The sequence below is a fragment of the Dyadobacter sp. CY351 genome, assembly GCF_021502625.1.
Classification (GTDB): Bacteria; Bacteroidota; Bacteroidia; order Cytophagales; family Spirosomataceae; genus Dyadobacter; species Dyadobacter chenhuakuii.
Genome location: NZ_JAKFFU010000003.1, coordinates 783,883 through 805,450, shown reverse-complemented (window position 1 = coordinate 805,450; position 21,568 = coordinate 783,883). Strand labels below are relative to the sequence as shown.

At 47.7% G+C, this 21,568-nt stretch carries 15 protein-coding genes and 1 pseudogene; 11 read left to right on the top strand and 5 right to left on the bottom strand.

The window, feature by feature from the left end; genetic code table 11:
- Window positions 1–34: 34 nt before the first annotated feature.
- On the bottom strand, window positions 35–598 hold the full coding sequence (locus L0660_RS08760; protein ID WP_235159151.1) for a hypothetical protein: 564 nt from the start codon (window positions 596–598) through the stop codon (window positions 35–37).
- 136 nt (window positions 599–734) lie between these two features.
- Here L0660_RS08760 and L0660_RS08755 point away from each other — a divergent pair, with 136 nt between their 5' ends.
- A complete protein-coding gene (locus tag L0660_RS08755; RefSeq protein WP_235159150.1) occupies window positions 735–896 on the top strand; it encodes a hypothetical protein in 162 nt (53 codons plus the stop codon).
- 28 nt (window positions 897–924) lie between these two features.
- Here the strand turns inward: L0660_RS08755 and L0660_RS08750 are convergent, their stop codons facing one another.
- Both L0660_RS08750 and L0660_RS08745 read right to left on the bottom strand, forming a co-directional pair.
- Window positions 925–1,293 (bottom strand): hypothetical protein, encoded by a 369-nt coding sequence (locus L0660_RS08750; protein ID WP_235159149.1) that lies wholly within the window; start codon window positions 1,291–1,293, stop codon window positions 925–927.
- 203 nt (window positions 1,294–1,496) lie between these two features.
- Window positions 1,497–2,465 (bottom strand): hypothetical protein, encoded by a 969-nt coding sequence (locus L0660_RS08745; RefSeq protein WP_235159148.1) that lies wholly within the window; start codon window positions 2,463–2,465, stop codon window positions 1,497–1,499.
- Between the two features lie 159 nt (window positions 2,466–2,624).
- Here L0660_RS08745 and L0660_RS08740 point away from each other — a divergent pair, with 159 nt between their 5' ends.
- Both L0660_RS08740 and L0660_RS08735 read left to right on the top strand, forming a co-directional pair.
- The gene (locus L0660_RS08740) at window positions 2,625–3,377 is read left to right on the top strand and encodes a TerC family protein (protein ID WP_235159147.1); all 753 of its coding nucleotides are present in this window, start codon (window positions 2,625–2,627) and stop codon (window positions 3,375–3,377) included.
- Between the two features lie 48 nt (window positions 3,378–3,425).
- Entirely contained in the window at window positions 3,426–4,484 is a 1,059-nt protein-coding gene (locus L0660_RS08735; RefSeq protein ID WP_235159146.1) for a calcium:proton antiporter, read from the top strand.
- A gap of 73 nt (window positions 4,485–4,557) precedes the next feature.
- Here the strand turns inward: L0660_RS08735 and L0660_RS08730 are convergent, their stop codons facing one another.
- Both L0660_RS08730 and L0660_RS08725 read right to left on the bottom strand, forming a co-directional pair.
- Entirely contained in the window at window positions 4,558–5,976 is a 1,419-nt protein-coding gene (locus L0660_RS08730; RefSeq protein WP_235159145.1) for an amidohydrolase, read from the bottom strand.
- 57 nt (window positions 5,977–6,033) lie between these two features.
- Window positions 6,034–6,969, bottom strand: a complete 936-nt coding sequence (locus L0660_RS08725) for a polysaccharide deacetylase family protein (RefSeq protein WP_235159144.1) — start codon at window positions 6,967–6,969, stop codon at window positions 6,034–6,036.
- A 209-nt stretch (window positions 6,970–7,178) separates the two neighbouring features.
- Here L0660_RS08725 and L0660_RS26305 point away from each other — a divergent pair.
- From L0660_RS26305 to L0660_RS08690, 8 genes and pseudogenes are all read left to right on the top strand, one after another.
- Window positions 7,179–7,322: pseudogene (locus tag L0660_RS26305) on the top strand (DinB family protein); the annotation flags it as partial.
- Between the two features lie 133 nt (window positions 7,323–7,455).
- Complete coding sequence (locus L0660_RS08720; RefSeq protein ID WP_235159143.1) at window positions 7,456–13,353, top strand: Ig-like domain-containing protein; 5,898 nt, start codon at window positions 7,456–7,458, stop codon at window positions 13,351–13,353.
- A 102-nt stretch (window positions 13,354–13,455) separates the two neighbouring features.
- Window positions 13,456–14,004, top strand: coding sequence for a hypothetical protein (locus tag L0660_RS08715; protein WP_235159142.1), 549 nt, complete (start codon window positions 13,456–13,458; stop codon window positions 14,002–14,004).
- An 11-nt stretch (window positions 14,005–14,015) separates the two neighbouring features.
- On the top strand, window positions 14,016–14,369 hold the full coding sequence (locus tag L0660_RS08710; RefSeq protein ID WP_235159141.1) for a helix-turn-helix transcriptional regulator: 354 nt from the start codon (window positions 14,016–14,018) through the stop codon (window positions 14,367–14,369).
- A 263-nt stretch (window positions 14,370–14,632) separates the two neighbouring features.
- On the top strand, window positions 14,633–15,292 hold the full coding sequence (locus L0660_RS08705; protein WP_235159140.1) for an RNA polymerase sigma-70 factor: 660 nt from the start codon (window positions 14,633–14,635) through the stop codon (window positions 15,290–15,292).
- Between the two features lie 99 nt (window positions 15,293–15,391).
- The gene (locus tag L0660_RS08700; protein WP_235159139.1) at window positions 15,392–16,402 is read left to right on the top strand and encodes a FecR family protein; all 1,011 of its coding nucleotides are present in this window, start codon (window positions 15,392–15,394) and stop codon (window positions 16,400–16,402) included.
- The gene (locus L0660_RS08695) at window positions 16,395–19,916 is read left to right on the top strand and encodes a TonB-dependent receptor (RefSeq protein ID WP_235159138.1); all 3,522 of its coding nucleotides are present in this window, start codon (window positions 16,395–16,397) and stop codon (window positions 19,914–19,916) included. The genes L0660_RS08700 and L0660_RS08695 overlap by 8 nt, the downstream gene beginning before the upstream one ends.
- 27 nt (window positions 19,917–19,943) lie before the next feature.
- Complete coding sequence (locus tag L0660_RS08690) at window positions 19,944–21,530, top strand: RagB/SusD family nutrient uptake outer membrane protein (RefSeq protein WP_235159137.1); 1,587 nt, start codon at window positions 19,944–19,946, stop codon at window positions 21,528–21,530.
- Window positions 21,531–21,568 lie beyond the last annotated feature (38 nt).

The following is a 21,568-nucleotide window of genomic DNA, read 5'->3' as shown; positions in this document are numbered from 1 at the left end:
GCTTTTCCATTCCTTTTTCATTTGCGCATACTGTTCATTGCTTTCTACCTGCTTCCATTTCCCTTACTAGTTGTTTGTCTTTTAAAGAATCTAACACCGCTTTAAATACTTTGGCCTTTTTTATTGCAAGGTGGCCATTAGGTGCCCAAAATGTACCAAAAAGATTATCGCCCAGAACTACTGACGCTATCTCACCAATCCTATTCAAATTACGCATCAACTTATCGACACTTAATTCATCAAGGTCATCGCAAAGATCATCTACTAGTTCAATGCCATTTCGATTACTGTTAAAGCTAACCATATACGGTGTTAAGCCAACATCCACTAATCGTTTGTACCGGTCCGTTTTGAGTTTATTTGTAGATTTCAAAACCGGCCTGAGCCCAACACCACCCTCTACAAATGCATTCACGCGTTTGACTAAATTCAGCGCGCAACCGAAATCAGAAAATGCAGCTGCTGGTTGGTCTTCCCTTTTAGCGAACGCGGCAATTACCCATACAAATGTTGGATCGTCAATCTTGGTAATGTCAGCAGTTGAAAGTCCCACGCTATGATAAAGTTCTCGCGTAGTCATTGGGAATTTGGTAGTCATGGCGAAAGGTCAGTTTGTTGATGAGTGAACAGTTGAGATATTTTAGGTATCAAACTAATGATCTCAAAAATATCTAAACGGCGGCTCAAATTCAAGTGGATGTGCGAAATTATGCAGACCTAAATTTTGGTTCGGGATGTTATCCGCTGACAGAGTAGCCATTACGACCGAAGAATTTCTTACAACTTTGCGAGCCGGTCGTTCAAGTCCACCAGACCGTCAGGCATTCTTCAACAGGTGGGTGGCCGGTAACCGGGAAGACGTTTCGCAGCGGACAGCAGATAGCGTCCACGTTTGATGGGGAATACTTAGGGGGGAGGATGAAATTATGGCCGGTGTAGGAGGCTGCTTTGTATTTGTGACCAAAACCAATGAACAAAAAGGCGCTCCTGACGTGACACGCCTTCATGTGCCTTCGTTACACGGCTTAGGATAGACAAAAACCGGTTTTTTGCCGACTGGTTAATTTTGACTGGCGTATTGACCAGCGTCTGCTGATCGTGTACAGCACCTGTATCACCAAGCACAATTGCATTTTCATTCAGGAAATTGGCATATACATCAAAATCAGCTTGCTGCCTGATAGCAGGCATACCATCTATTTCATGAGCCTCTCTCTTTTGGAAGATATCTTCCATTTCTGCGAGTACCATCGCTACCGAAGCAGCGCCAATTTTTGAATAAGATAAATGCATAATTTTGAAAATTCCCTTATAAGTGTTTTTCTATTTGATGTTTGCCATCAATATGCAAACGGCGATATAGATGAACATGATCGTAAATGCGTAGAATATTGCCGTAGACATTTCATCATCCGGTCTGACTTTTTCGTTTTCCATGATCATTTCAGTTTAGTCTATTAAGTTGCAAAAAAGCACCCTCGACGACGATGGCCGTGTTATATTAAGGAACTGGCTGCGAGCTGATGGAAAACCTTTTCATCAAGCTTGTAGCGGTCATTTAATGTAAGACTGCTCCGCGCATTGAAAAGGGCATGATTAACAGCATTGTACATCAGCCAGTAAGACGAATCCTGGTCGAGGAGCCGCTGCTCCAGTTTGAGGCGCTCATAAGCTTGCTTGGCCAGTTGAACGGGAATCGGCAGTGTTTTTAGCAGTTTTTCATCCGCTCTGCCAAAGGATTTTTGTTGAAAATGTTCATATACAGTGGTCGTCAGGGTAGGGCTTTTATAATCCTGACCAGCCAGCAATTCATACAGCTGCTCCTGAAACAGTTCAGGTGTTTGCCGCCTGCTCTGGTGGATTTTTCGGCTGGCTGCATCTTTTTTTGCGATGGCGTTGCTGTTAGACCCCTGTTTTTTTTCTTTTTCCTGCCCGCGTTCCTCCAACCACGATCGATATTTTGGGAGTTCGGAAAAGGAGTCCGCCCATCCCATTAGCCCATTCTGGCAAACTGCCCGGTACATGCTCGTGCCCGGAAGCCCGGAACCATCCAGCATGGCCGTCAATGTTTTGCCCTGTACGCTAAATGGGGTTTTTCCATTATAACTATTCGTCAGGATCATGCTCCGCTGCAACTGCTCACCGCCAATGGAGAGCTGCTCAGGAAAAATGATATTAATGCTAAATTCACCAGTAGACGTGTATTTAATTTCCAGCTTGTAGTCTGAGAATAGCTTATCGACAACTTCTCTGATTAATATGTTGGGTATGATGGCATAGTCAGCGCTTTGAATGCCGAAAATCGTTTTAGTGCCTCGAAAAGGCTGACCAACGATCAGTTGCTGCTTATCAGTGGCCATGATTTCATAGTCCGGCAAGAGGTCGGCCAGCCACACTGAATTTACAGGGTAGCAGATTTCATCCCATGAAGTAGTGAACTGCGGCTGAGCACTGAGATAAGTCATTTTTTGTTTTTTTATTTTTACAGTTGTAAATTTACTGAATATAGTTTTGCAAAGAAAATAAAACTGAAAAAATGTTTTGGCATGCTTGAATCAAATCCGTATATAACAGGAAGTTACAGCATGCCAGCCTCATCTTGACATTCTAATCAACAAATACTCATGGAATTCGAAGTCATCGTTTCACTCTTGTCGCTGGTCGCTTTGGAGGCGGTTCTTGGCATTGACAATGTCATTTTTATATCAATCATCGCGGCAAAACTTCCTGCAACCCAGCAGAAGAAAGCGCGGCAATATGGTTTGGTACTCGCAGGTGTGATGCGGATCGGGCTTTTGCTTTTGATTTCCCTCATTATGAAGCTCGATAAAGATCTTTTTGTGGTCTTTGGAGAAGGGTTCTCAGGAAAAGAGCTTGTTCTGCTCGCAGGAGGATTATTTCTGCTCTACAAGAGTTCGACTGAGATTTATCACAAAATGGAAGGGGAGGAGGGAGACCAGAGCAAACAGATCAAAGCTTCGTCTTTCGGGCAGGTCCTTACGCAAATACTGATCATGGATATGGTTTTTTCTATCGATTCAATCATTACTGCTATTGGTATGGTAAAGGAGGTTTGGGTAATGTATGTAGCAGTTATTGCAACGGTAATATTAATGCTGGTAGCAGCTGAAACGATCAGTAATTTCGTAAACCGGCACCCTGCATTCAAAATGCTGGCTTTGTCATTTTTATTGCTGATTGGCTTCTCATTGGTCAGTGAAGGCTTTGGGCTGGAAATTCCGAAGGGCTACATTTACTTCTCTATGGCATTTTCACTGCTGGTGGATGTATTCCAGATGCGCATGAACAAATCTAAAAGCGCGCCTGTGAAAACCCATGAACATTATCAGCCAGGTGAAGATCGGCTTCTGCCATAGTTTTCGAAAAATATAAAAAGAACAAGCTTTTATCCTTAACCTTTTCGTATGAAAAAAATATTTCAGTGGAGTTATATTGCACCTATTATCGCCTGGATTTTTTACCTGATGCTGCCTATTGGTTCAGGCTTTCTGGTCAACTCGTTAGCCGTAGTTGCTTTGATCGCAGGTGTATTTTCAGCCGTGCACCATGCTGAGGTAGTCGCACATAAAGTGGGCGAACCTTATGGAACAATTATACTTGCAGTAGCGGTAACGCTTTTGGAAGCTTCGATCATCGTATCGCTGATGTTGACAGGAGGAGCCGGTGCTGATACTTATGCGCGTGACACCCTGTTTGCCGCCGTTATGCTCATATTAAATGGCATTCTGGGTATTAGTATGTTTTTGGGTGCATTGAAATTTAAGGAGCAGAGTTTTGAAACCAAAAGCGTTACAATTGCCTTGGTCAGCCTGGTGTCTATTTTAGTACTTACTCTGGTGCTGCCTAATTTTACCACGAGTATCGCCGGACCTTCCTACAGCACGCCACAGCTAATCGCCATTGGCGTTTGCTGCCTGGTCATTTACGGGTCTTTTATATTTACGCAAACCGTCCGGCACCGTAAGTATTTTCTAACAGAGGTTTCAGGCCAGGAAAAAGATGTTTCCAGAAGCGAAGCCCTGATAAGCCTGGCTTTTTTACTCATATGCCTGGGCGTAGTTATTTTCCTGGCCAAAAACCTTTCTCCGGTAATTGAAAGCGGAATTGTTGCAGCCGGGTTACCCACGGCACTAGTGGGTGTGGCTATTGCAGCTGTTATTTTACTACCGGAAGGCATAGCTGCTATCCGTGCGGCAAGACGCGGCCAGTATCAGACGAGCATCAATCTTGCATTAGGCTCAGCGTTGGCAAGTATAGGGCTAAGTATTCCTACTGTAGTCATTGTTTGTACAATAATGGATTTGCCACTTATCCTCGGTCTCACCATGAAATCCATGGTCCTGCTGGTTCTTTCAATTTTTACGGTAATGCTTTCGCTTAATAAGGGACAAACCAACAGCTTATATGCTATCGTGCTTTTGGTCAATCTGATGATGTATATCTTTACAATCGTATTTCCTTAAAGCCATTTATATTGACCATATCCTGACATTGTCCAACACTTTTTGCCGTACAATGTCCTGCGCCGGGCAATCGTTAGTTGGGCGATCCGCTCATTAAAAAGTTAACGGCCATTGCCGCCATTGCCTTTGTACCTACTACCAATGCTTTTTCGTCGACAAAGAATTTGGGATTATGGTTTGGGGCAGCTTTGGCAGGATCCTCACCATCGGGCGTAACACCAAGAAAAATATACAGACCCGGCACTTCTTTGGCAAAGTAAGAAAAGTCTTCCGAAGCCCCCTGCAACGACCCGGGTATCACGCCCGCTTCGGCAGCGCGTTTCAATACGGGCAGCATCTGTTGAGCCAGGGCATCATTGTTATCTGTGACATCATACATTGGCAAAATGTCAACCTGCGCCTTTGCATAGGTTCCTTCCGCAATGTGCTCAGCAGCCTGCTTAATATCAGCGTGAAGTTGCTTGCGTGCCTCAGGGTCATATGAACGGATGGTGCCAACCATTTTAACGGTGTCCGGGATCACATTCTGGCTGGACCCGCCATGGATCATCCCCACTGAAACAACGGCTGGAGACTTTGTCAGATCAGCGCGTCGACTGACAACGGATTGTAAGCCGGCTATTACGTATGCCGAGGCTACTACCGGGTCAACTGTATTCCATGGCATGCCTCCATGGCCCTGCTGCCCGCTGACAGTAATGTTCAGCACGTCGCTGCTGGCTGTGGCTGGTCCACTTTTGTAATCAATCTGTCCTGATTTGCCGGGGTGAACGTGTAGCGCGAATACTGCATCTGGTTTGTTGTTCTTAAACATGCCGTCTTCAAGCATTCGTTTGGCGCCCCAGCTTTTGCCCGACCCTGGCTCCACAACGCTTGAACCTTCTTCGGCGGGCTGGAATATGAACATTACTGAACCTGTCAGCTCACTTTTCATGCTTGAAAGAACTTCGGCTGCGGCCATTAGCATAGCCGTATGTGCGTCGTGCCCACAGGCATGCATCAGGTATTCAGTCTTTCCGTTTATTTGGGCTGTGGCCTCTGAAGCGAATGGTAATCCGGCGGGCTCCTTAACGGCCAAGGCATCCATATCTGCCCGCAGGGCAACCAACTTTCCTGGCTTCCCACCTTTCAATATGCCTACAACCCCTGTGCCGCCCACTCCTGTCTGCACTTCAATTCCCAGAGCGCGGAGGTGTTCTGCAACCAGTTTTGAAGTGCGTTCTTCCTGATCTCCCAGTTCTGGATTTTGGTGTATATCCCGGCGCCAGCCGATCAACTTGGACTCGATGGCCGTCGTCTTGTCGCGGATCTTGCTTTCAATTGCAGTTAGCGCTGATGAATTTGCCTTGGTTGGCTTTGTAGTTTGCCCGCTGGCCGTCAGTGATACGTAAATAAGTATCAAAAGGGGGGTGAGCTTAGCCAAGCTCTTGCTGTTTCCGTTTGCTGATTTGCCCATAATCGTTTGCTGCGTTACACTGAACTTGTTAAACATTGCCATAACTGTTTGACTGCTTCTGGAGTGAACTCTTAGGATCCGCTCGGGCGCACATCATTGCGTCAGATCAGAGACGAATTTTGGAACTGTCGGCTCGCCTTTAAAGAATGCCCCTTTCTTACCGATGGTAATAGCCCAGCGGTGGATCCAGGAAATGCCTCTCTTGTCGATATATTGATCCTCCGTGAGATAACAAGGATCTTCCAGCGCTTTTTGAAGCGTGACAAACTGATAGCCATCCGCTTCTAGTCTGGAAAGCAACTGGCCAAGTGCTTTGCTATTGAGCAGGTTAGCATGCATCAGCAGAATGTGCGGGATGCGCCGGTGGAACAGCGAGTCGGCCTGGGACTCATAGTAATGGACATAATCCATCATATAGTTGACATATGTCTTCGAGATAGAATCGGCCAGGAGCTGGTTTTTGCTGCCCATCGCCTTGTCAAAGGCAGCGGCAAAAAGGTATTCGTCGTTATCGACCGTCACGGGTGCCTGGATGTATTTGTGTTTAGCCAGTATCATTTCCAGCGAATCCCGTTTCTCAGCCGTATTTCCTCTGTGGAGATAAGGGTGCCGGAAATATCTGAGTTCAGCGCCTTCTTTGCGGAGAAAACCTCGAAGCAGTGTATCGGCACCGAGCACGTCCGCTTCATAGGCGGCTGCCGAAATATCGTTGATGCCTAAGTGTCCGAAAGTGTGGTTTCCGAGTGAATGGCCGGCTTTCAGCCATTTTCTTAGTAAACCGTATTGGGCGGGAATAATTTTTCCGTCTTTGACAAGTTTCTCCCCGATGACATACCCCGTCGCCTGGACTTTATGTTGTTTCAAATGGCCTAACAGCTGATCTGTCAATTCGGCTCTCAAGGCATCAGTATTCATGATTCTGCTGACCGTTGGCAAGTCGTCAATGGTAATGGCGATTTGTTTTTGAGCGAAGGCCTGTTTTGCAAAAGATTGAAGAATAATTAGTAGCAGCAGTATATGCAATTTCATGAGGGGCTCAGGTTTAGTATAAAATTAAAAATATGCGTTCAATGATGTTGATTTGTATTTATTTCATAGCTAACATATTCGAATGGATACGTTTAATAAAGACACTGCTTGAAATCAACCGGGCAAATAGCGAAGCGACATTGGCGGCACTCGAACGCTTTGGCACTTAGCAGCCCGTTACTTATAAAACTGGTTCCGGTACCACCTTTACCCACTCCGTTCAGGAAATATTCTTTCAAATCATTACTCATTCCACTTATCATAGAGGACAAATTGCTACTGAACTTCGAAGCATCGGCATTCAGCCTCCGATGACTGATTTTATATACTACAAACTGATATCAGGCACCTAATATGCTACCTCATTGATATTAATAATATTCATAGCTTTAATGGTAAAAAAATAAGTTTAGTGTATGGGGATTTTCCTGACCTACTTGTCTGTACGAAGATGTCAAAAACTTCTTCTTACCAAAATCTGCAAGTATGAAAAGATTATTCCGAATGATGCTGCTGTTGATTGCACTGACAGGAGCCCTGAATTTTGTCGCAAAAGCACAGACCTACAACTGGAAACCGGTTAGAATTGGCGGCGGAGGTAACGTAACCAGTATCAAAGCGCATCCCAAAGTGCCAAATCTCTACTTTATTACCACGGACGTAGGCACGCCTTACCGCTGGAACCACGCGGCGCAGAAATGGGAGGATATGATGTGGTCCGGTAAGATTCCGACCACCTACTGGAATTGGGAAGCCGCCGCCAAGAGCGGGGATATTGCTTTTGACCCCAGCGACGTAACGGGTAACATTCTTTACGCAACACATCAGACGGGCATGGGCACGGTGCCGGGAGGTGGCACTTCGCCGGGAACGGTCATGAAGTCGGTGGACAGGGGCAATACCTGGACCGACTGCCAGCTTCGCATAACAGTTTTGCCAAATAGTGACCAGACTTACACAGACCGCATCGCTGTTGACCCAAACAACAGTAATGTAGTATATGTAACGAGCCGGGCAAATGGTACCCACAAAAGTACAGCCGCAGGCGCAGTAGGGTCATGGACGAAAGTGAATACTACTTTGCCGGATTCGGTATCAGGCAGATTTATCTTTTTTGACAAAAGCGGTGGAGTAGTCAATGGCGTGACCCGGAACATTTTCCTGGGTGGCAAGGCCGGCGTATACCGCAGTACGGACGGAGGAAATACCTTTGCATTAATGCCAGGAAGTCCGGCCGAACCACGTCGCGCGAGCATTAGCAACGACGGTACTTTCTTTGTGAGCCGACTGCCGAAAGCCGATTACCGTCCATTGGGAGGGCATTCTTTGCATAAATGGAATGGAAGCAGCTGGATCGATATTACACCGGTGGCTGGCAAGGAGTTTAGCGGCGTGGGCGTCAACCCATCCAATAGTAATGAAGTGATCGTATCAACAACAAGCACGTGGAACCATGATGTGGCTTACCGCAGCACTTCGGGTGGGAGCCAGGGCAGCTGGACGTCGATGGCACCGGCAACCCGCGATGTCTCGGAAGCGCCGCATTCAGCCGGGGATGGCGCGAATGGAAATATAGGCCACAACGTCAATGGTTTTGCCTGGGATCCATTCAATGCAGGTCACGTCTGGTTTTCGGATATGCTTGATGTGGGCCAGACGACCAATGTGTGGGCAAGCCGGGTAACCTGGAAATTACGCGATAACGGACTGGAAGAAATTGTCGTGGCCGGCCCAATGGTCTGCCCGCCCTCGGGCCCCAATTATTTGGTTTCGACAACAGGCGATGTAGGCGGTTTCGACCACAAATCGCTGGATTCACCACCTTTGAAAGGAATATCCGCCTGGTTTGCAACCCAAACCGGTTGCAATACATCCGGAGGCGCCATTCAGTATTCAGATCCCAATTTTATAGCACGGGTAGGAAGCGATGGCTGGAATGGTACGGGAATAGGAGGCTATTCGACCAATGGCGGGGGATCCTATGTGAAATTTCCTTCGATTCCGGGAGCAAGAGGCAGGATCGCAGTTTCTGCGACCAGCCGCAAAATGGTCTGGGTTACGCAGGGCGGGCTCACTTATTATTCCGACAACCTGGGTACCACTTGGACAGCCTGCAATGGTGTTCCTAATGCGGTTTTAAAGCCTGGTGATATTTACCAGATCTGGGCGGGAATGCAGCCATTGGCGGCCGATAAAGTGAATGGTAATGTCTTTTATATTTATGCCAATGGTAAGATTTACAAGAGCACCGATGGAGGGGTCAATTTTGCGCCGACTGCGGCAAGCAATCTGCCTAATGTTGGAAATGTGGCCCAAATGAGTGTGGAAACTACACCGGGCGTGGAAGGAGATATCTGGATCTCATTCTCCGGTGATGGCCTGTTCCATTCAACTGATGCTGGCCAGAGCTTTACCAAAATCAATCCGGATGTGATCAAAAAACCGAAGTGGGTTGCGGTTGGCAAGGCAGATACAACTGCATCTGCCAGTCCGGTGATCTTTGTAAGTTCGGAAGGCACAGGGATCAATGGCGTTTCGTATGGTGTTTTCCGGTCCGATGATAATGGTGCTACCTGGACAACGATCGCTAACCCGGTTCCGGGCATTGTGAGTAATATGGCTGCTGATTTGCATGGAAGGGTGTATCTGGGCATTGGCGGCAATGGCATTTTTGTGGGTGAACCCGCAGGCGGACCGGTCGTTTCCGTGGCCGTAACACCCGCTGCTGACTCTGTCATTGTTGGTTTTACAAAACAATTAAAAGCTGCACTTACCCCGACTTATCCCACCAATAATGCAATCAGCTGGGCGTCATCTGACGAGACGATTGCGACTGTAAATGCGGCAGGACTGGTTACCGGAGTCGCTCCGGGCGTTGCTACCATTACCGTAACGACGCAGGATGGTGGAAAAACGGCCCAAAGCAGCATCAAGGTTACACCGATCATCGGCGTGACAAGCGTAACACTCGACCCTGCCATCAGCATAGGACTGGGTATCAGCAGAAATCTTACTGCAACGGTGCTTCCTGCCAACGCAACCAACAAAAAGATAAGCTGGGCTTCTTCGGATACGACCGTTGCCAGGATCAATTCCAGCGGACTGGTTACCGGCTTGAAGCTGGGTACAACCACCATCACCGTCACCACGGAAGATGCAGCAAAAACAGCGACCTCGGTGCTGACCGTGGGTACTGTCGTGGTTGCAAACAACTGCGGAGGGCCTACGATTGGAAATTTTGTTGCCGACTCACCGCAGTCGGGTTACCAATGGACTACCTCTACAACAACAGCTATTGATTTGAGCGCCATCAGCGCTCCTGCGCCGGCGGATGTGTACAGATCACAGCGCCACAGCGGTCATCCGCTTATTTATTCCTATGGAAATCTGGTGCCCAATAGTTTGTATACGGTCAAAATTCATTTCGCTGAGATCACTACAACTGTTACTGTGGGAAAAAGGAAATTCAATGTGACCGGCACCAGTGTAGCTGACACATTGCTTAAAAACTTTGATATTATCGCGCAGGCCGGTGGCAGATTCAAAGGTATTGTCAGGGAATTTTCGGTTCGTTCCAATGCGTCAGGATTACTTAATGTTGTTTTCAGGCCTATACCGAATTTTGAGTTTCCTGTCGTTAGTGGAATCGAAGTAGGACTTACACCTGTTGCTTCTGTTGCTGTAACGCCGTCCAATGCTGCTGTGGGTGTAGGCGACACGACACGGTTGTCGGCTACGATACTACCCGCCATTGCTACCAACCAAAAGGTCGTTTGGAGCTCCTCGAATACTTCTGTTGTGAGCGTGGACGGAACAGGTTTGGTAAGGGGAGTGTCTCCTGGTACTGCCACTATCACCGTTACCACCAACGAGGGGCAGAAAACGGCCTCAGCCACTGTAACGGCTTCCAATATCGCTGTAAGTGGCGTTACCCTCACACCCACAGCGTCCGTCGGCGTGAATAACTCGGTTACGCTTGTTGCTACTGTACAACCCGCCAATGCTACTGATAAAACGCTTACCTGGTCTACATCCGATGCGGGCATTGTTTCAGTGAGCCAAAGTGGTGTATTAACCGGCGTTTCCCCTGGAACTGCAAATGTTACCGTCACTACGCAGGATGGGAACAAAACCGCTAGCAGTGTAGTGACGGTTTCCAATGTTCTGATCACATCGGTTACATTAAATAAAACGTCAGCCACTGTGGGCGTGGGGGATACAACTTCCATTAAAGCAGCGATTGCGCCTGCCAATGCAAGCAACAAAACGGTGGTATGGAGCTCATCCAATCCAAGTGTCGCTACGGTAAGTGCAACCGGAATTGTAACAGCTGTCGCCGTCGGTAATGCTACGATTAATGCCACAGCACAGGATGCAGGCGGTGTTTCTTCCGGTTCGGCGGTAACGGTTGTCAGCGCGGGTTCATGCGGTGTGCTTACCAACAATGGTTTTGAAAGTGGTTTTGTAAACTGGATTAGGAACCCGAATGCAGCGGCTGCGACCATTGGTACATCAGCGCAAAGCGGATTGAAAAGTGCCGTGATCACAGCGGATCAGGGAGCCATTAATTATGGAAAAACAATTCCGGTAACCGGAGGCAGAGAGATCACTTTTGAGGTTTGGGCCAAAGTAGAAGCGACGCCAAATCCCTCAAACGCATCGCAATTTATCCTGCCATGGTGGGCTGGGATAGGAATCGATTTCTATGATGCGCAGGGAGTAAAAATTACGAGTGGTACCACGCAGTTCCAGGTTCACCCATTTGATCCGGCAAAAACGGTTTATACCAAATATTCAGTAACCAAATTAGCACCTGCAAATGCCGTAACGATCGGCATATGGGCATCAAAAGCCGGCCCTAGCGGAAAGCTAATACTGGATGATTTCTGTCTGACGATAGCAGCTCCTCCGGTCGTTGCACAAACGGTTTCACTGGATAGCTTGGTGCGCAAAACAGTGGGCGATGCCGACTTCGATCCGGGCGCAGTAGCATCATCTGGTTTGCCGGTAACGTATGCAAGTTCAGACACTTCTGTGGCCCTTATAGCCAATGGAAAAATCAAAGTTGTTGCGCCCGGAACCACAGTAATCACCGCTTCTCAGAGTGGGAACGAAACGTTTAGTCCTGCGGAGCCATCGAGCCGTACACTGGTCGTTTCTTCCGGTTTGAAAGTGCTTTACATGGATGGCGACAATGGACAGGTGAACAACAATCACATCAAACCATACCTAACCATTGCCAACGAAAGCACCGTTGCAGTTCCGTACAGCGAACTTACTGCCCGCTACTGGGTTACTGCCGAGAATTTTGCGGGCATTAACAAATGGGTGGATTTCGCTGAAATGGGAAACAGCAAGGTTTCTATGAACTATGTGGAACTGACCAAACCGCGCAATGGCGCATTGGGTTATGTTGAAATCGCTTTCAATGTTTCTGCGGGGAATTTGAATCCGTCGGCCAATTCGGGAGCTATCCAAACCAGACTTGCCAACACGAACTGGGCTGATCTCTCGGAAAGCGACGATTACTCTTTCAAAAGTGCTTCTGCCTACGTTGCCAACGATCATATCACGCTGTATCGCAACGGCAAACTCTGGTGGGGCGTGGAACCCGACACGGCAACGTCGGTTATGGACTTGAAAGTTTATTCGGAAAACAAAAATACCAATGCGTCGCCAACTTCGCTGAGCACGTGGATCAAAGTAGAGAACAAAGGCAATGTGCCGGTCGATTACGCCGATCTTGCGATACGCTACTGGTTCACATCAGACGGCTCCGCCAGTCTGAACCACTGGATCGACTTCGCCGCATTGGGTGCTGCAAACGTGAGCGCCCAGTTCGCTGGCAACCAGCAGAAAGTGAATGCGGACACCTATTTCGAACTGAAAGGCGCGCCTTCGCTCGGGAAATTGTATCCACTAAGCAGCACCGGCAACATTCAGTACAGGATCGCCAAATCAAATTGGTCAGCATTTGATGAAAGCAACGACTATTCCTTCAAAGCAGCCGCGCCATTTGCTGAAAACAGCAAGATAACGGTTTACTACAAAGGACAGCTCGTGTACGGCGAGGAGCCTGCAGCGCAGGTTAACGGCCGGTTCGGAATAGTCGAAAATGAAGTGGCGCCAGCCAAACTAACCGCCACACTAATGGGAAATCCCGTTAGCAGCGACCAGGCCGATGTTGTCATCACCGGCGCCAATGCATTGCCTCTCGACGTAACGGTTACCGACGTGAATGGCCGTTCTTTGTTCAGCAAATCAATCCCAAAACCAGCCGACCAAGAGCGTCACATATTGCCGCTCGGCAAAGCAGCAGGGCTTTACCTGATCAGGGTAGGTTCTGGCCGGGAATCGGTTGTGTTGAAGGTTGTGAGGCGGTAGAGAATTTACCTAAATGCAAACGTTCTCGGCAACTTTTAAGTTGCCGAGAACGTTTTTTGTTTATATTTGTAGAGTCGCTGGCCAGAAATTGAACACACACAAATGAAGGTTGAAAAGATAAGAATAGTGAAGCAGGAAGTGCTTCTTTCTGTCAAATTTGAAGAACACACTCAGGACGAGTTGGCTCGGGTGTTTGCAGAATGGAATGATGTAAGCTTCCTGGAGAACTTTTTCAATTCGAATAAAGCTGATCTAAATGGCGATTTTTATGGCATTTTAAGCATTGAGGAAGCCGTGTTTGATACTTTGGGGTATGTTCAGGAGTTTAGAAAACGTTTGAACGCTCATATGAATCGCGATAATGGGAAGAACCTTAATCGGTTGTTTAAGCCTTACGATAACAATTCCATTGAAACAGTCCGGGAACGGAGCAAAGCAAGGGGAGCTGAATCTCGCAGTTGGTTGAGATTATATGCGATAAAGCTTGATGATAATCTTTTTGTTATTACGGGAGGAGCCATTAAGTTGACTCTGAACATGGAAAGACCTCATTTAGAGGTGGAAGACCGGAAAATGAAAACAGTAAAGAATTATTTCAAAGCGGAGCACATCGATTCAAGGAGTGACTACGGATTTATAGACTTAGAATAATGGATCAAAAAATGGACGTATATAGCAAAATTCAGCATCTCCTGGCAGATGAGCCCAGTGATTGGTTAGCTGAAAGTAAGCGAATGGAGATAGAGGAAAATGCTCCATGGCTCAAAACTTCTCAAACCGTGGCGTTGCGGATACTCGGACGCCTTCGGGAATTAAACATGTCTCAAAACGAACTGTCGGACAAGATTGGCATTTCGCGTCAGCAGGTAAATAAATGGCTGAAAGGGCGGGAGAATTTTACAATTGAAACGCTGACAAGATTGGGCGCATCAGTTGGTATGACGCTGGAAGAGTTGGTGCAGCCATTTCCTAAGCACAATGCTATGCATATGCAGGAAGAGAAAGCCGAACATTAGAATCGGCGAGGCTCGCATTTCGACATAACAAAACGGGAGCTCAATCAAGAAGAAGTTGTAAAAACAATCCGTGAACAAAGTATCTATCCAACCGGCCCTATGCCGGTTTTTTTATTGTATGAGTTTCCATTCCACGCAAAAACACATTTCTTCAAATTGAATTATTTTCTGAAAAAAAAATATTATTTATAGTATGGGGATAGAGCTTGTGGTTTTGTCTGTGTGAGAGAACTGCAAATTTGCAGCCGCGTTAATGAAACGATATGGCAATAAATTCTATCAACAAACTACCGTCAGCCGAAAAGGACGTAGCGGATATGTCTGCGCAGGATAACGGCCCCATGATGCTCGACGACGAATACCTGATCCGCAAGACGTTCAGCCTGGACCCGCAGAAAGGTTGCGAGCTGCTGTTTAAAAAGTATTACACCAATTTATGCAACCACGCGATCCGGTTTGTGCATTCCAGCGAAGTCGCGGAAGATATTGTGTCAGAGGTATTTGCAGCTTTCTGGCAAAGCCGGACTTTTGAACTCATCAACACTTCCTACCGCGCTTACCTGTACAAATCTGTCCGAAATCGGTCCTACAATTACCTGAAATGGGACCTCAACCGCACGTCCCCCATGGAAGGTATGACCACGCCCTTCGAGGCCCATACGCTCAATCCGTGTGACGCTTTGTTATACAGCGAATTGCACCAGCAAGTCGAGCGCATTGTGCAGGATATGCCGCCGCAATGCAGGAAGGCTTATTTGCTTAAACGTGTCGAAGGGAAGTCGCTCGAAGAAATTGCAGCTGAGCTTCAAATTACGCCCAAGTCTGTCGAAGCGCTCATTACCCGTGCCATTGCAAGGCTTCGCACAGGCTTGAAGGACAGCTGGTTTATCTGTCTCGTACTAATGATTTCAATTAAAGTATAAACCCGACATGGGGTTCGGGCCACTGCACTTGTCTGTTGTTGACTGCCGCGAATTATCCAAGACAGCCCTCACAAGACTGTAAAAGCTAAAAAATATAAAATGAAAGAATCCCTATCCAAAGACGTCCTCTTCGATTTTTTTGACGGAAGGACCACATCCATTCAGCGTAAGCTCGTCGAAGACTGGCTGGCCGACCCGCGGAATGAAGAACTTTACTATCAGTATCTCGACGAATGGGAAAGCCGCCATCCGCAGTTTACACCGCAGGTGGAAAACGCTCTCTCTGAATTTGTTGCGCTGGTCAACGATCAGGATGCAGCCCGGGAAATCCCTTTGCAACAAATAGAACAAACGCATTTCAGCATTTGGAGAAGCGCATGGGCTTACAGTGCCGTGGCTGCTTGTTTCCTGGTGGTGGGTGGTTTTGTTTTCAATCAGGAATTGTGGTACAAATCATTAACATCCGAAAACGGCCGCATATCTGCTTATGAACTCTCGGACGGGACGAAAGTCGTGCTCAATGCTAATTCAGTTTTGCGCGTTCCGAGGCTCGGTTTCGGATCGGGCAACCGGGAAGTAGTGCTGGAAGGTGAGGCAGAGTTCAAAGTCGTTCATACCGAGCAGGATAGCCGGTTCATTGTGAAAATGGATAAAGATTATTCTATCGAAGTCCTTGGTACTGAGTTTGTTGCTTACTCTCGTGAGCGTGGTACGAAGGTTTTTCTAACAAAAGGAAAGGTAAAGCTAAGCCTGCCGAAAGGAAAGCAGCTTTATATGAAACCAGGCAATCTGTTTTCAACCGAAAAAGACGGAAAATTCACACTTACATCTTCATCGACACCAGCAAAGTTCGTGGCCTGGAAGCAGGATATGTTTTACTTCGACAATACGCTCTTGTCAGAGGCGGTGCAACAGCTGAACGAACGCTTCAAAGTGGATGTGCGTATACTTGACCCCGTTCTTGGTAACCGTCGGATCGGCGGCGTCTACAAGGCGAGGCAAGCCGACGACCTCCTGGCCATCTTATCTGAACTGCTTCATTTGGAAGTGGTAAAACACAACGAATTTATTGAATTGAGAACATCAGTAACCAACCCTAATCATGAGTAGCAGATTTCTACAAAAAACCCGTATCGTGCTGACCATGTTATTTGTTCAGCAGCTTTGCACGGCGCAGGGTATCTCATTTGCAAGCCAGCCCACCCAACGGAGTGCCGCCCAACGGAATGCCGCCCAAAGGAATGCCGCCCAACGCGAAGAAAGCAGCGCCAAAAACCTGAAAGATTTACTGGTAGATCTGGGCAAGCAGCACCAGGTAAGCATATTGTTTGAAGAAGAAACAGTTAAAAACATCACCATTACCGGGGCGGATTTCCGTCAGGAAGGCGGTAAGCTGGAAAAGCAGCTGACCGATCTGCTCAGACCATTCAATCTTCGTTTCAAAAAGGCAGGAAAAGAAGCATATGTGATCGTCTCACGATTTGAGAAAAAAGCTTCTGAGGCTGGAATAGCCACCATTGAAAGCGCTACCATCGCCCCAACTGCGGCTCCCGAATCGTTGAGCCGGACGGATATTGCTGTTTCTAAAATAGCAAAGGAAAATCCAGCGGAAGAAACGATCAAGGGAAGGGTTACTGATGAACGGGGCGATGGACTTCCGGGCGTGAATGTGGTGATCAAAGGTTCGCAGCGTGGCGTAACGACGGACATTGCGGGCAAATATGAGCTGACAGCAGCAGGTCCCAACGATGTTCTGATATTTTCTTTTGTAGGATATCTGCCAAAGGAAGAGATCGTTGGGAATCGTTCTGTCGTGGATATTTCGCTTTCGGTGGATACAAAAGCATTGGAAGAAGTGGTGGTCATTGGTTACGGAACGGCCAAGAAAAAAGACCTGACCGGCGCAGTTGCCGTGGTCGGTCGCAAGGAATTCGGGGATGTATCGGCTACATCTGCCCAGCAACTTTTGCAGGGTAAAATCGCCGGTGTACAGATCGTGAATACGGGCGGGTTACCAGGTTCGAATGCGAAAATCATCATCCGCGGCGTGGGTTCACTCACCAATTCCGATCCGCTTTATGTGATCGATGGGATCCAGGGCGGAGATATTAATTCAGTTAGTCCTTATGATATCCAGGATATTACCGTGCTCAAAGACGCGGCTTCGGTGGCGATTTACGGCGCATCGGCAGCTAATGGAGTTGTGTTGATTACTACCAAAAAAGGCAAAGCCGGAACGCCAAAAGTGACTTACAATGGCTATGTAGGCGTGGCGCAGGCCTGGAAAAAGCTCGATATGCTCGATGCGGCGCAGTATGTGCAATTGGTAAAAGACATTGATGCAGTACAGGGAAACAAAGTACCCGACAAACTTAACACGCCCGACGTGCTGGTAACGAGGACCGACTGGCAGAAAGAGATTTTCAGGAATGGAAAAATCACCGAGCACCATGTGAATGTAACAGGCGGAAGTGATAAAGCGACCTATAACTTCTCGGCTGGTTATACCAATCAGGAGGGTATTATGCGGGATTATGGTTACCAGCGGATTAATTTACGCACGCAGCTCGAAGAGCAGATCGGCAAGAGAATTCGACTTGGACAGACCATTAACTTTAAATACAACAGGACAACGGGCAATGCAGCCAGCTTTGTAGAGGCGCTCCGGATGCCACCTTACGCACCGACAATGGACCCAGCCAATCTGGGAGGATATAGTAAAGTGACGACGATCATCGACCAGAACGACGCGCTCAATCCACTACCCGGAATTTATCTCACGGAAAAACTAGGAAGAGGCGTCTCGAATCTGTTTCAATTATGGGGTGAAGTGGACATTATCAATGGTCTCAAATTCAGGACGCAGGCGAACATTGGCCTTTCCAACGGCAACAGCTATAATTACACCGGTGAATATTTGAACGGTAATACCAAAATTGACCGCAAGATCGAGGAAAGCTATTCATTCTCAGTGTCGCCGATCATTGAAAATATCCTGAGCTACACGAAAACAATAGGCCGTCATGATTTTTCACTCATGGCCGGTAACACCTACAATGAAGGCACCAGGGGCCGGAGCGTGAATATGACCGGTTCGGGTTTTACCAATGACCTCATCAAGCAAATCGGTGTTTCCAAATCCAACAGCATTACCGGCACTGGATCGAGTATTTATGCTTCCCGCTCGTATTTTGGCCGTCTTACCTACGCTTTTCATGACAGGTATCTCGTGAATGCGTCTATCCGTCAGGACATTAACCCTGCATTTGGCAAGGCTTACCGCAAAGGGAATTTCCCATCAGTTGGGGTGGCTTGGAAGGTTGCGAATGAAGATTTTATGAAAAATATCTCCTTTATCTCCGACCTTAAACTGCGCGGCAGCTGGGGTATCACCGGCAATGCAAATATCGGCTTGTTCCTTACTGATCCGACCGTTTACCGCGGTTATGGAAACAACAACATTGTTTATTCTTTCGGCGAGAACAAGGCATTCCAGCAAGGAGCGACGGTTACCCGCGTGCCTAACCCTTTCCTAAAATGGGAAGAAACCACGCAGATCGACTTTGGAGTTGATTTCGGCCTTTTGCAAAACAGACTTCAGGTGAGTCTGGATTACTACAAACGCGATAGCAAGGATTTGCTGCTGGATGTGAAACTGCCCGTTTCCACAGGCCTAGGCGATGTTTACAATGATGCGAGCATGGTTCAGAACGCGGCCAATGCAGTTAACAAAGGTTTTGAAGCCGCATTATCGTATGCTGGTCAGGCGGGAGATTTAAGTTACAGCATTTCGGCCAATACAGGTTATAATAAGAACAATGTAGTGTCACTTGGCAATGGCGCGCCGATCGTGAGTGGCAGCACCAACGGCGGGATCAATATCACCAAAACGGATGTAGGCGCGGCGATTGGTTCATTCTACGGATACAAGGTGGATCAGGTGGTGTCCAGCGCTGCGGATGTGGCCAGGTATAATGAGCAGGCAGTTGCCAAAGGATTTGCAAGTTACCAGGACGGGTTGAAGGCGGGTGACATTGTTTACAAAGACCTGAATGGCGACGGACGCATTACCGACGCAGACCAGTCGTTCCTCGGCTCGGCAATACCGGTCTGGACTTATGGTGGCTCGGTGAATTTATCCTACAAAGCTTTTGACCTTTCGATGGGCTTGGCGGGGATTGGCGATGTGAAAGTTTACAATGCATTGCGTTACTGGACAGAAGGCACAACGCGCCCATTCAACTCTTCAACGGCTGTACTCAATGCCTGGAAAAAGGATGGAGACGTTTCCGATATGCCAAGGTCCGGCCAGAATACACCTTCCAACCTGCGTGCTTCCGACCGCTTTCTGGAAAACGGCTCGTTCATGCGGTTGCGAAACCTGACCCTTGGTTTCTCGGTCCCGAAAACGATTTTGAATTCGACAGGCGGCAAAGTGTTTTCGAGCTTCCGCATTTATGCCACCGCGATGAACCTGCTCACATTGACCAAATACAAAGGATATGATCCCGAAGTAAGCGCGAGTGTGAACGATGCCAAGTCTTTTATTTTCACCAAAGGCGTCGATACAGGTCAGTATCCGCAGCCGAGGACATTCCTCATCGGATTGCAGGTCGGGTTTTAATTTTCTCTATTCAAATTCATTTTCATCATGATGAAAAAGCAAATACTTTCGCTGGGAACGCTGGCCTGCCTTACCCTCGCCGGCTGCGACAACTCACTGGACAATGTTAAAAACCAGTCGAGCTACAACGACGATACTTACTTCACAACGCCCGCGACGATTTCAGAAGCCGTTACAGCGACTTACGGGCTGCTACTTTACAAGGGCTTGTATTCCAGGGATTTCTATTATTTAATGGATCTTACCGGGAATGAAGCCGAAGCTGATGCGCCGTTGCTGGGGGATGTTTTGCAGCTGCACGATTACAGTTACGCCCCCAATCATGCGCAGATCAATGACCTTTGGTCTACCACTTATAAAATGACATTCCGGGCGAATCTGGTGATCGATAAAGCTGCGAAAATAACACCTGCAAACGATGCAGAGAAGTTAAAACTGGCCCAATATGTGTCCGAAGCCTATTTTTTGAAGGCTTATGCTGAGTTTTTGCTTGTAACGCTTTGGGGCAGGGTGCCGATCCGCAAGGATTACAGTGGTAACGACGAATTTTATCTTCCAAGGGCGAGTACTGAGGAAAGCTGGAAAATGGTTGAATCGGATCTCGCCAATGCAATCAGCGGACTGCCGGTCACGTACGCCAGTGCGGGTGACCTGGGCCGGGTAACCAAAGGTGCGGCCATTGCATTATTGGGCAAAACCTATTTATACCAAAAGAAATACGCAGAAGCTGCCGCGCAATTTGAGCTACTGACCAAGGCGCCTTACACGTATGATCTGGTCAAAAACCTCGACGAGCTCTTCACTAAATCGCCTGTGAAAAACGCAGAATCGGTTTTCGACGTCCCGCACAAAGAATGGGGCGGCTGGGCAGAAGGAAGTCCGTATTATATGTTTGGCTCGCAGGAAGGATCTGGAAGCGGTAAAAATACATTGACCGGCCGCGCGATGGAATACGGCTGGAACGACTGGCGAAATGTGTTCATCTCCGATGCCGCCGTGAAAGCATTCACTTACAAAGACGAAGCCGGCAAGGCTTATGTTGATCCGAGAGCCCAAAACACATTTTACGGAGACAAAGCCAGCGGAGGCGACGTTACCTATTGCGATAAATGTGCAACCGGGGTGAAAACTTATCCGTTTGCAGAGAATGGCAACGGCTACCGGTGGAGGAAATACGAACCTTACGAATACAAGGAAAAAGGAGAATTGCCGCAATCGGACATCAATTCACAGATTATCCGCTATGCCGATGTACTGCTGATGCTCGCCGAAGCGCAGATCCAGGTCGGCAAAATGGGTGACGCCTTGCCATTGATCAACAAAGTGCGCGCCCGCTCCGGTGCATTTGCCTACACTACGCTTGGTAGTAAGGACGAAGCAATGAAAAAGCTCATGCTGGAACGCCAACTGGAACTCGTCGGTGAGCAAGTGCGCTGGTTTGACCTGATCCGCTGGGGTATTGCTAAGGAAACGCTCAATGCTGAAAAGAAAGCGAAGTATCCGGCGTCAAGTCAGTCTTTCTTTCAGGACAAACACGTATTATTTCCTATTCCCTTAACTGAGAAAAACACCAATCCGCTCGTCGCGAAAGACATTACCAACGACTGGAATTAAATGAAACGAAATCCAGCATGCTGGCTCTCACACTATTT

Excerpts from the sequence above, each read along its gene's own strand:
- L0660_RS08735 (WP_235159146.1), top strand. The coding sequence starts at position 3,426 with ATGAAAAAAATATTTCAGTGGAGTTATATTGCACCTATTATCGCCTGG.
- L0660_RS08715 (WP_235159142.1), top strand. The coding sequence starts at position 13,456 with ATGAAGGTTGAAAAGATAAGAATAGTGAAGCAGGAAGTGCTTCTTTCT.
- L0660_RS08725 (WP_235159144.1), bottom strand. The coding sequence starts at position 6,969 with ATGAAATTGCATATACTGCTGCTACTAATTATTCTTCAATCTTTTGCA.
- L0660_RS08710 (WP_235159141.1), top strand. The coding sequence starts at position 14,016 with ATGGACGTATATAGCAAAATTCAGCATCTCCTGGCAGATGAGCCCAGT.
- L0660_RS08745 (WP_235159148.1), bottom strand. The coding sequence starts at position 2,465 with ATGACTTATCTCAGTGCTCAGCCGCAGTTCACTACTTCATGGGATGAA.
- L0660_RS08690 (WP_235159137.1), top strand. The coding sequence starts at position 19,944 with ATGATGAAAAAGCAAATACTTTCGCTGGGAACGCTGGCCTGCCTTACC.
- L0660_RS08720 (WP_235159143.1), top strand. The coding sequence starts at position 7,456 with ATGAAAAGATTATTCCGAATGATGCTGCTGTTGATTGCACTGACAGGA.
- L0660_RS08705 (WP_235159140.1), top strand. The coding sequence starts at position 14,633 with ATGGCAATAAATTCTATCAACAAACTACCGTCAGCCGAAAAGGACGTA.
- L0660_RS08755 (WP_235159150.1), top strand. The coding sequence starts at position 735 with ATGTTATCCGCTGACAGAGTAGCCATTACGACCGAAGAATTTCTTACA.
- L0660_RS08760 (WP_235159151.1), bottom strand. The coding sequence starts at position 598 with ATGACTACCAAATTCCCAATGACTACGCGAGAACTTTATCATAGCGTG.
- L0660_RS08740 (WP_235159147.1), top strand. The coding sequence starts at position 2,625 with ATGGAATTCGAAGTCATCGTTTCACTCTTGTCGCTGGTCGCTTTGGAG.
- L0660_RS08695 (WP_235159138.1), top strand. The coding sequence starts at position 16,395 with ATGAGTAGCAGATTTCTACAAAAAACCCGTATCGTGCTGACCATGTTA.
- L0660_RS08700 (WP_235159139.1), top strand. The coding sequence starts at position 15,392 with ATGAAAGAATCCCTATCCAAAGACGTCCTCTTCGATTTTTTTGACGGA.
- L0660_RS08730 (WP_235159145.1), bottom strand. The coding sequence starts at position 5,976 with ATGTTTAACAAGTTCAGTGTAACGCAGCAAACGATTATGGGCAAATCA.
- L0660_RS08750 (WP_235159149.1), bottom strand. The coding sequence starts at position 1,293 with ATGCATTTATCTTATTCAAAAATTGGCGCTGCTTCGGTAGCGATGGTA.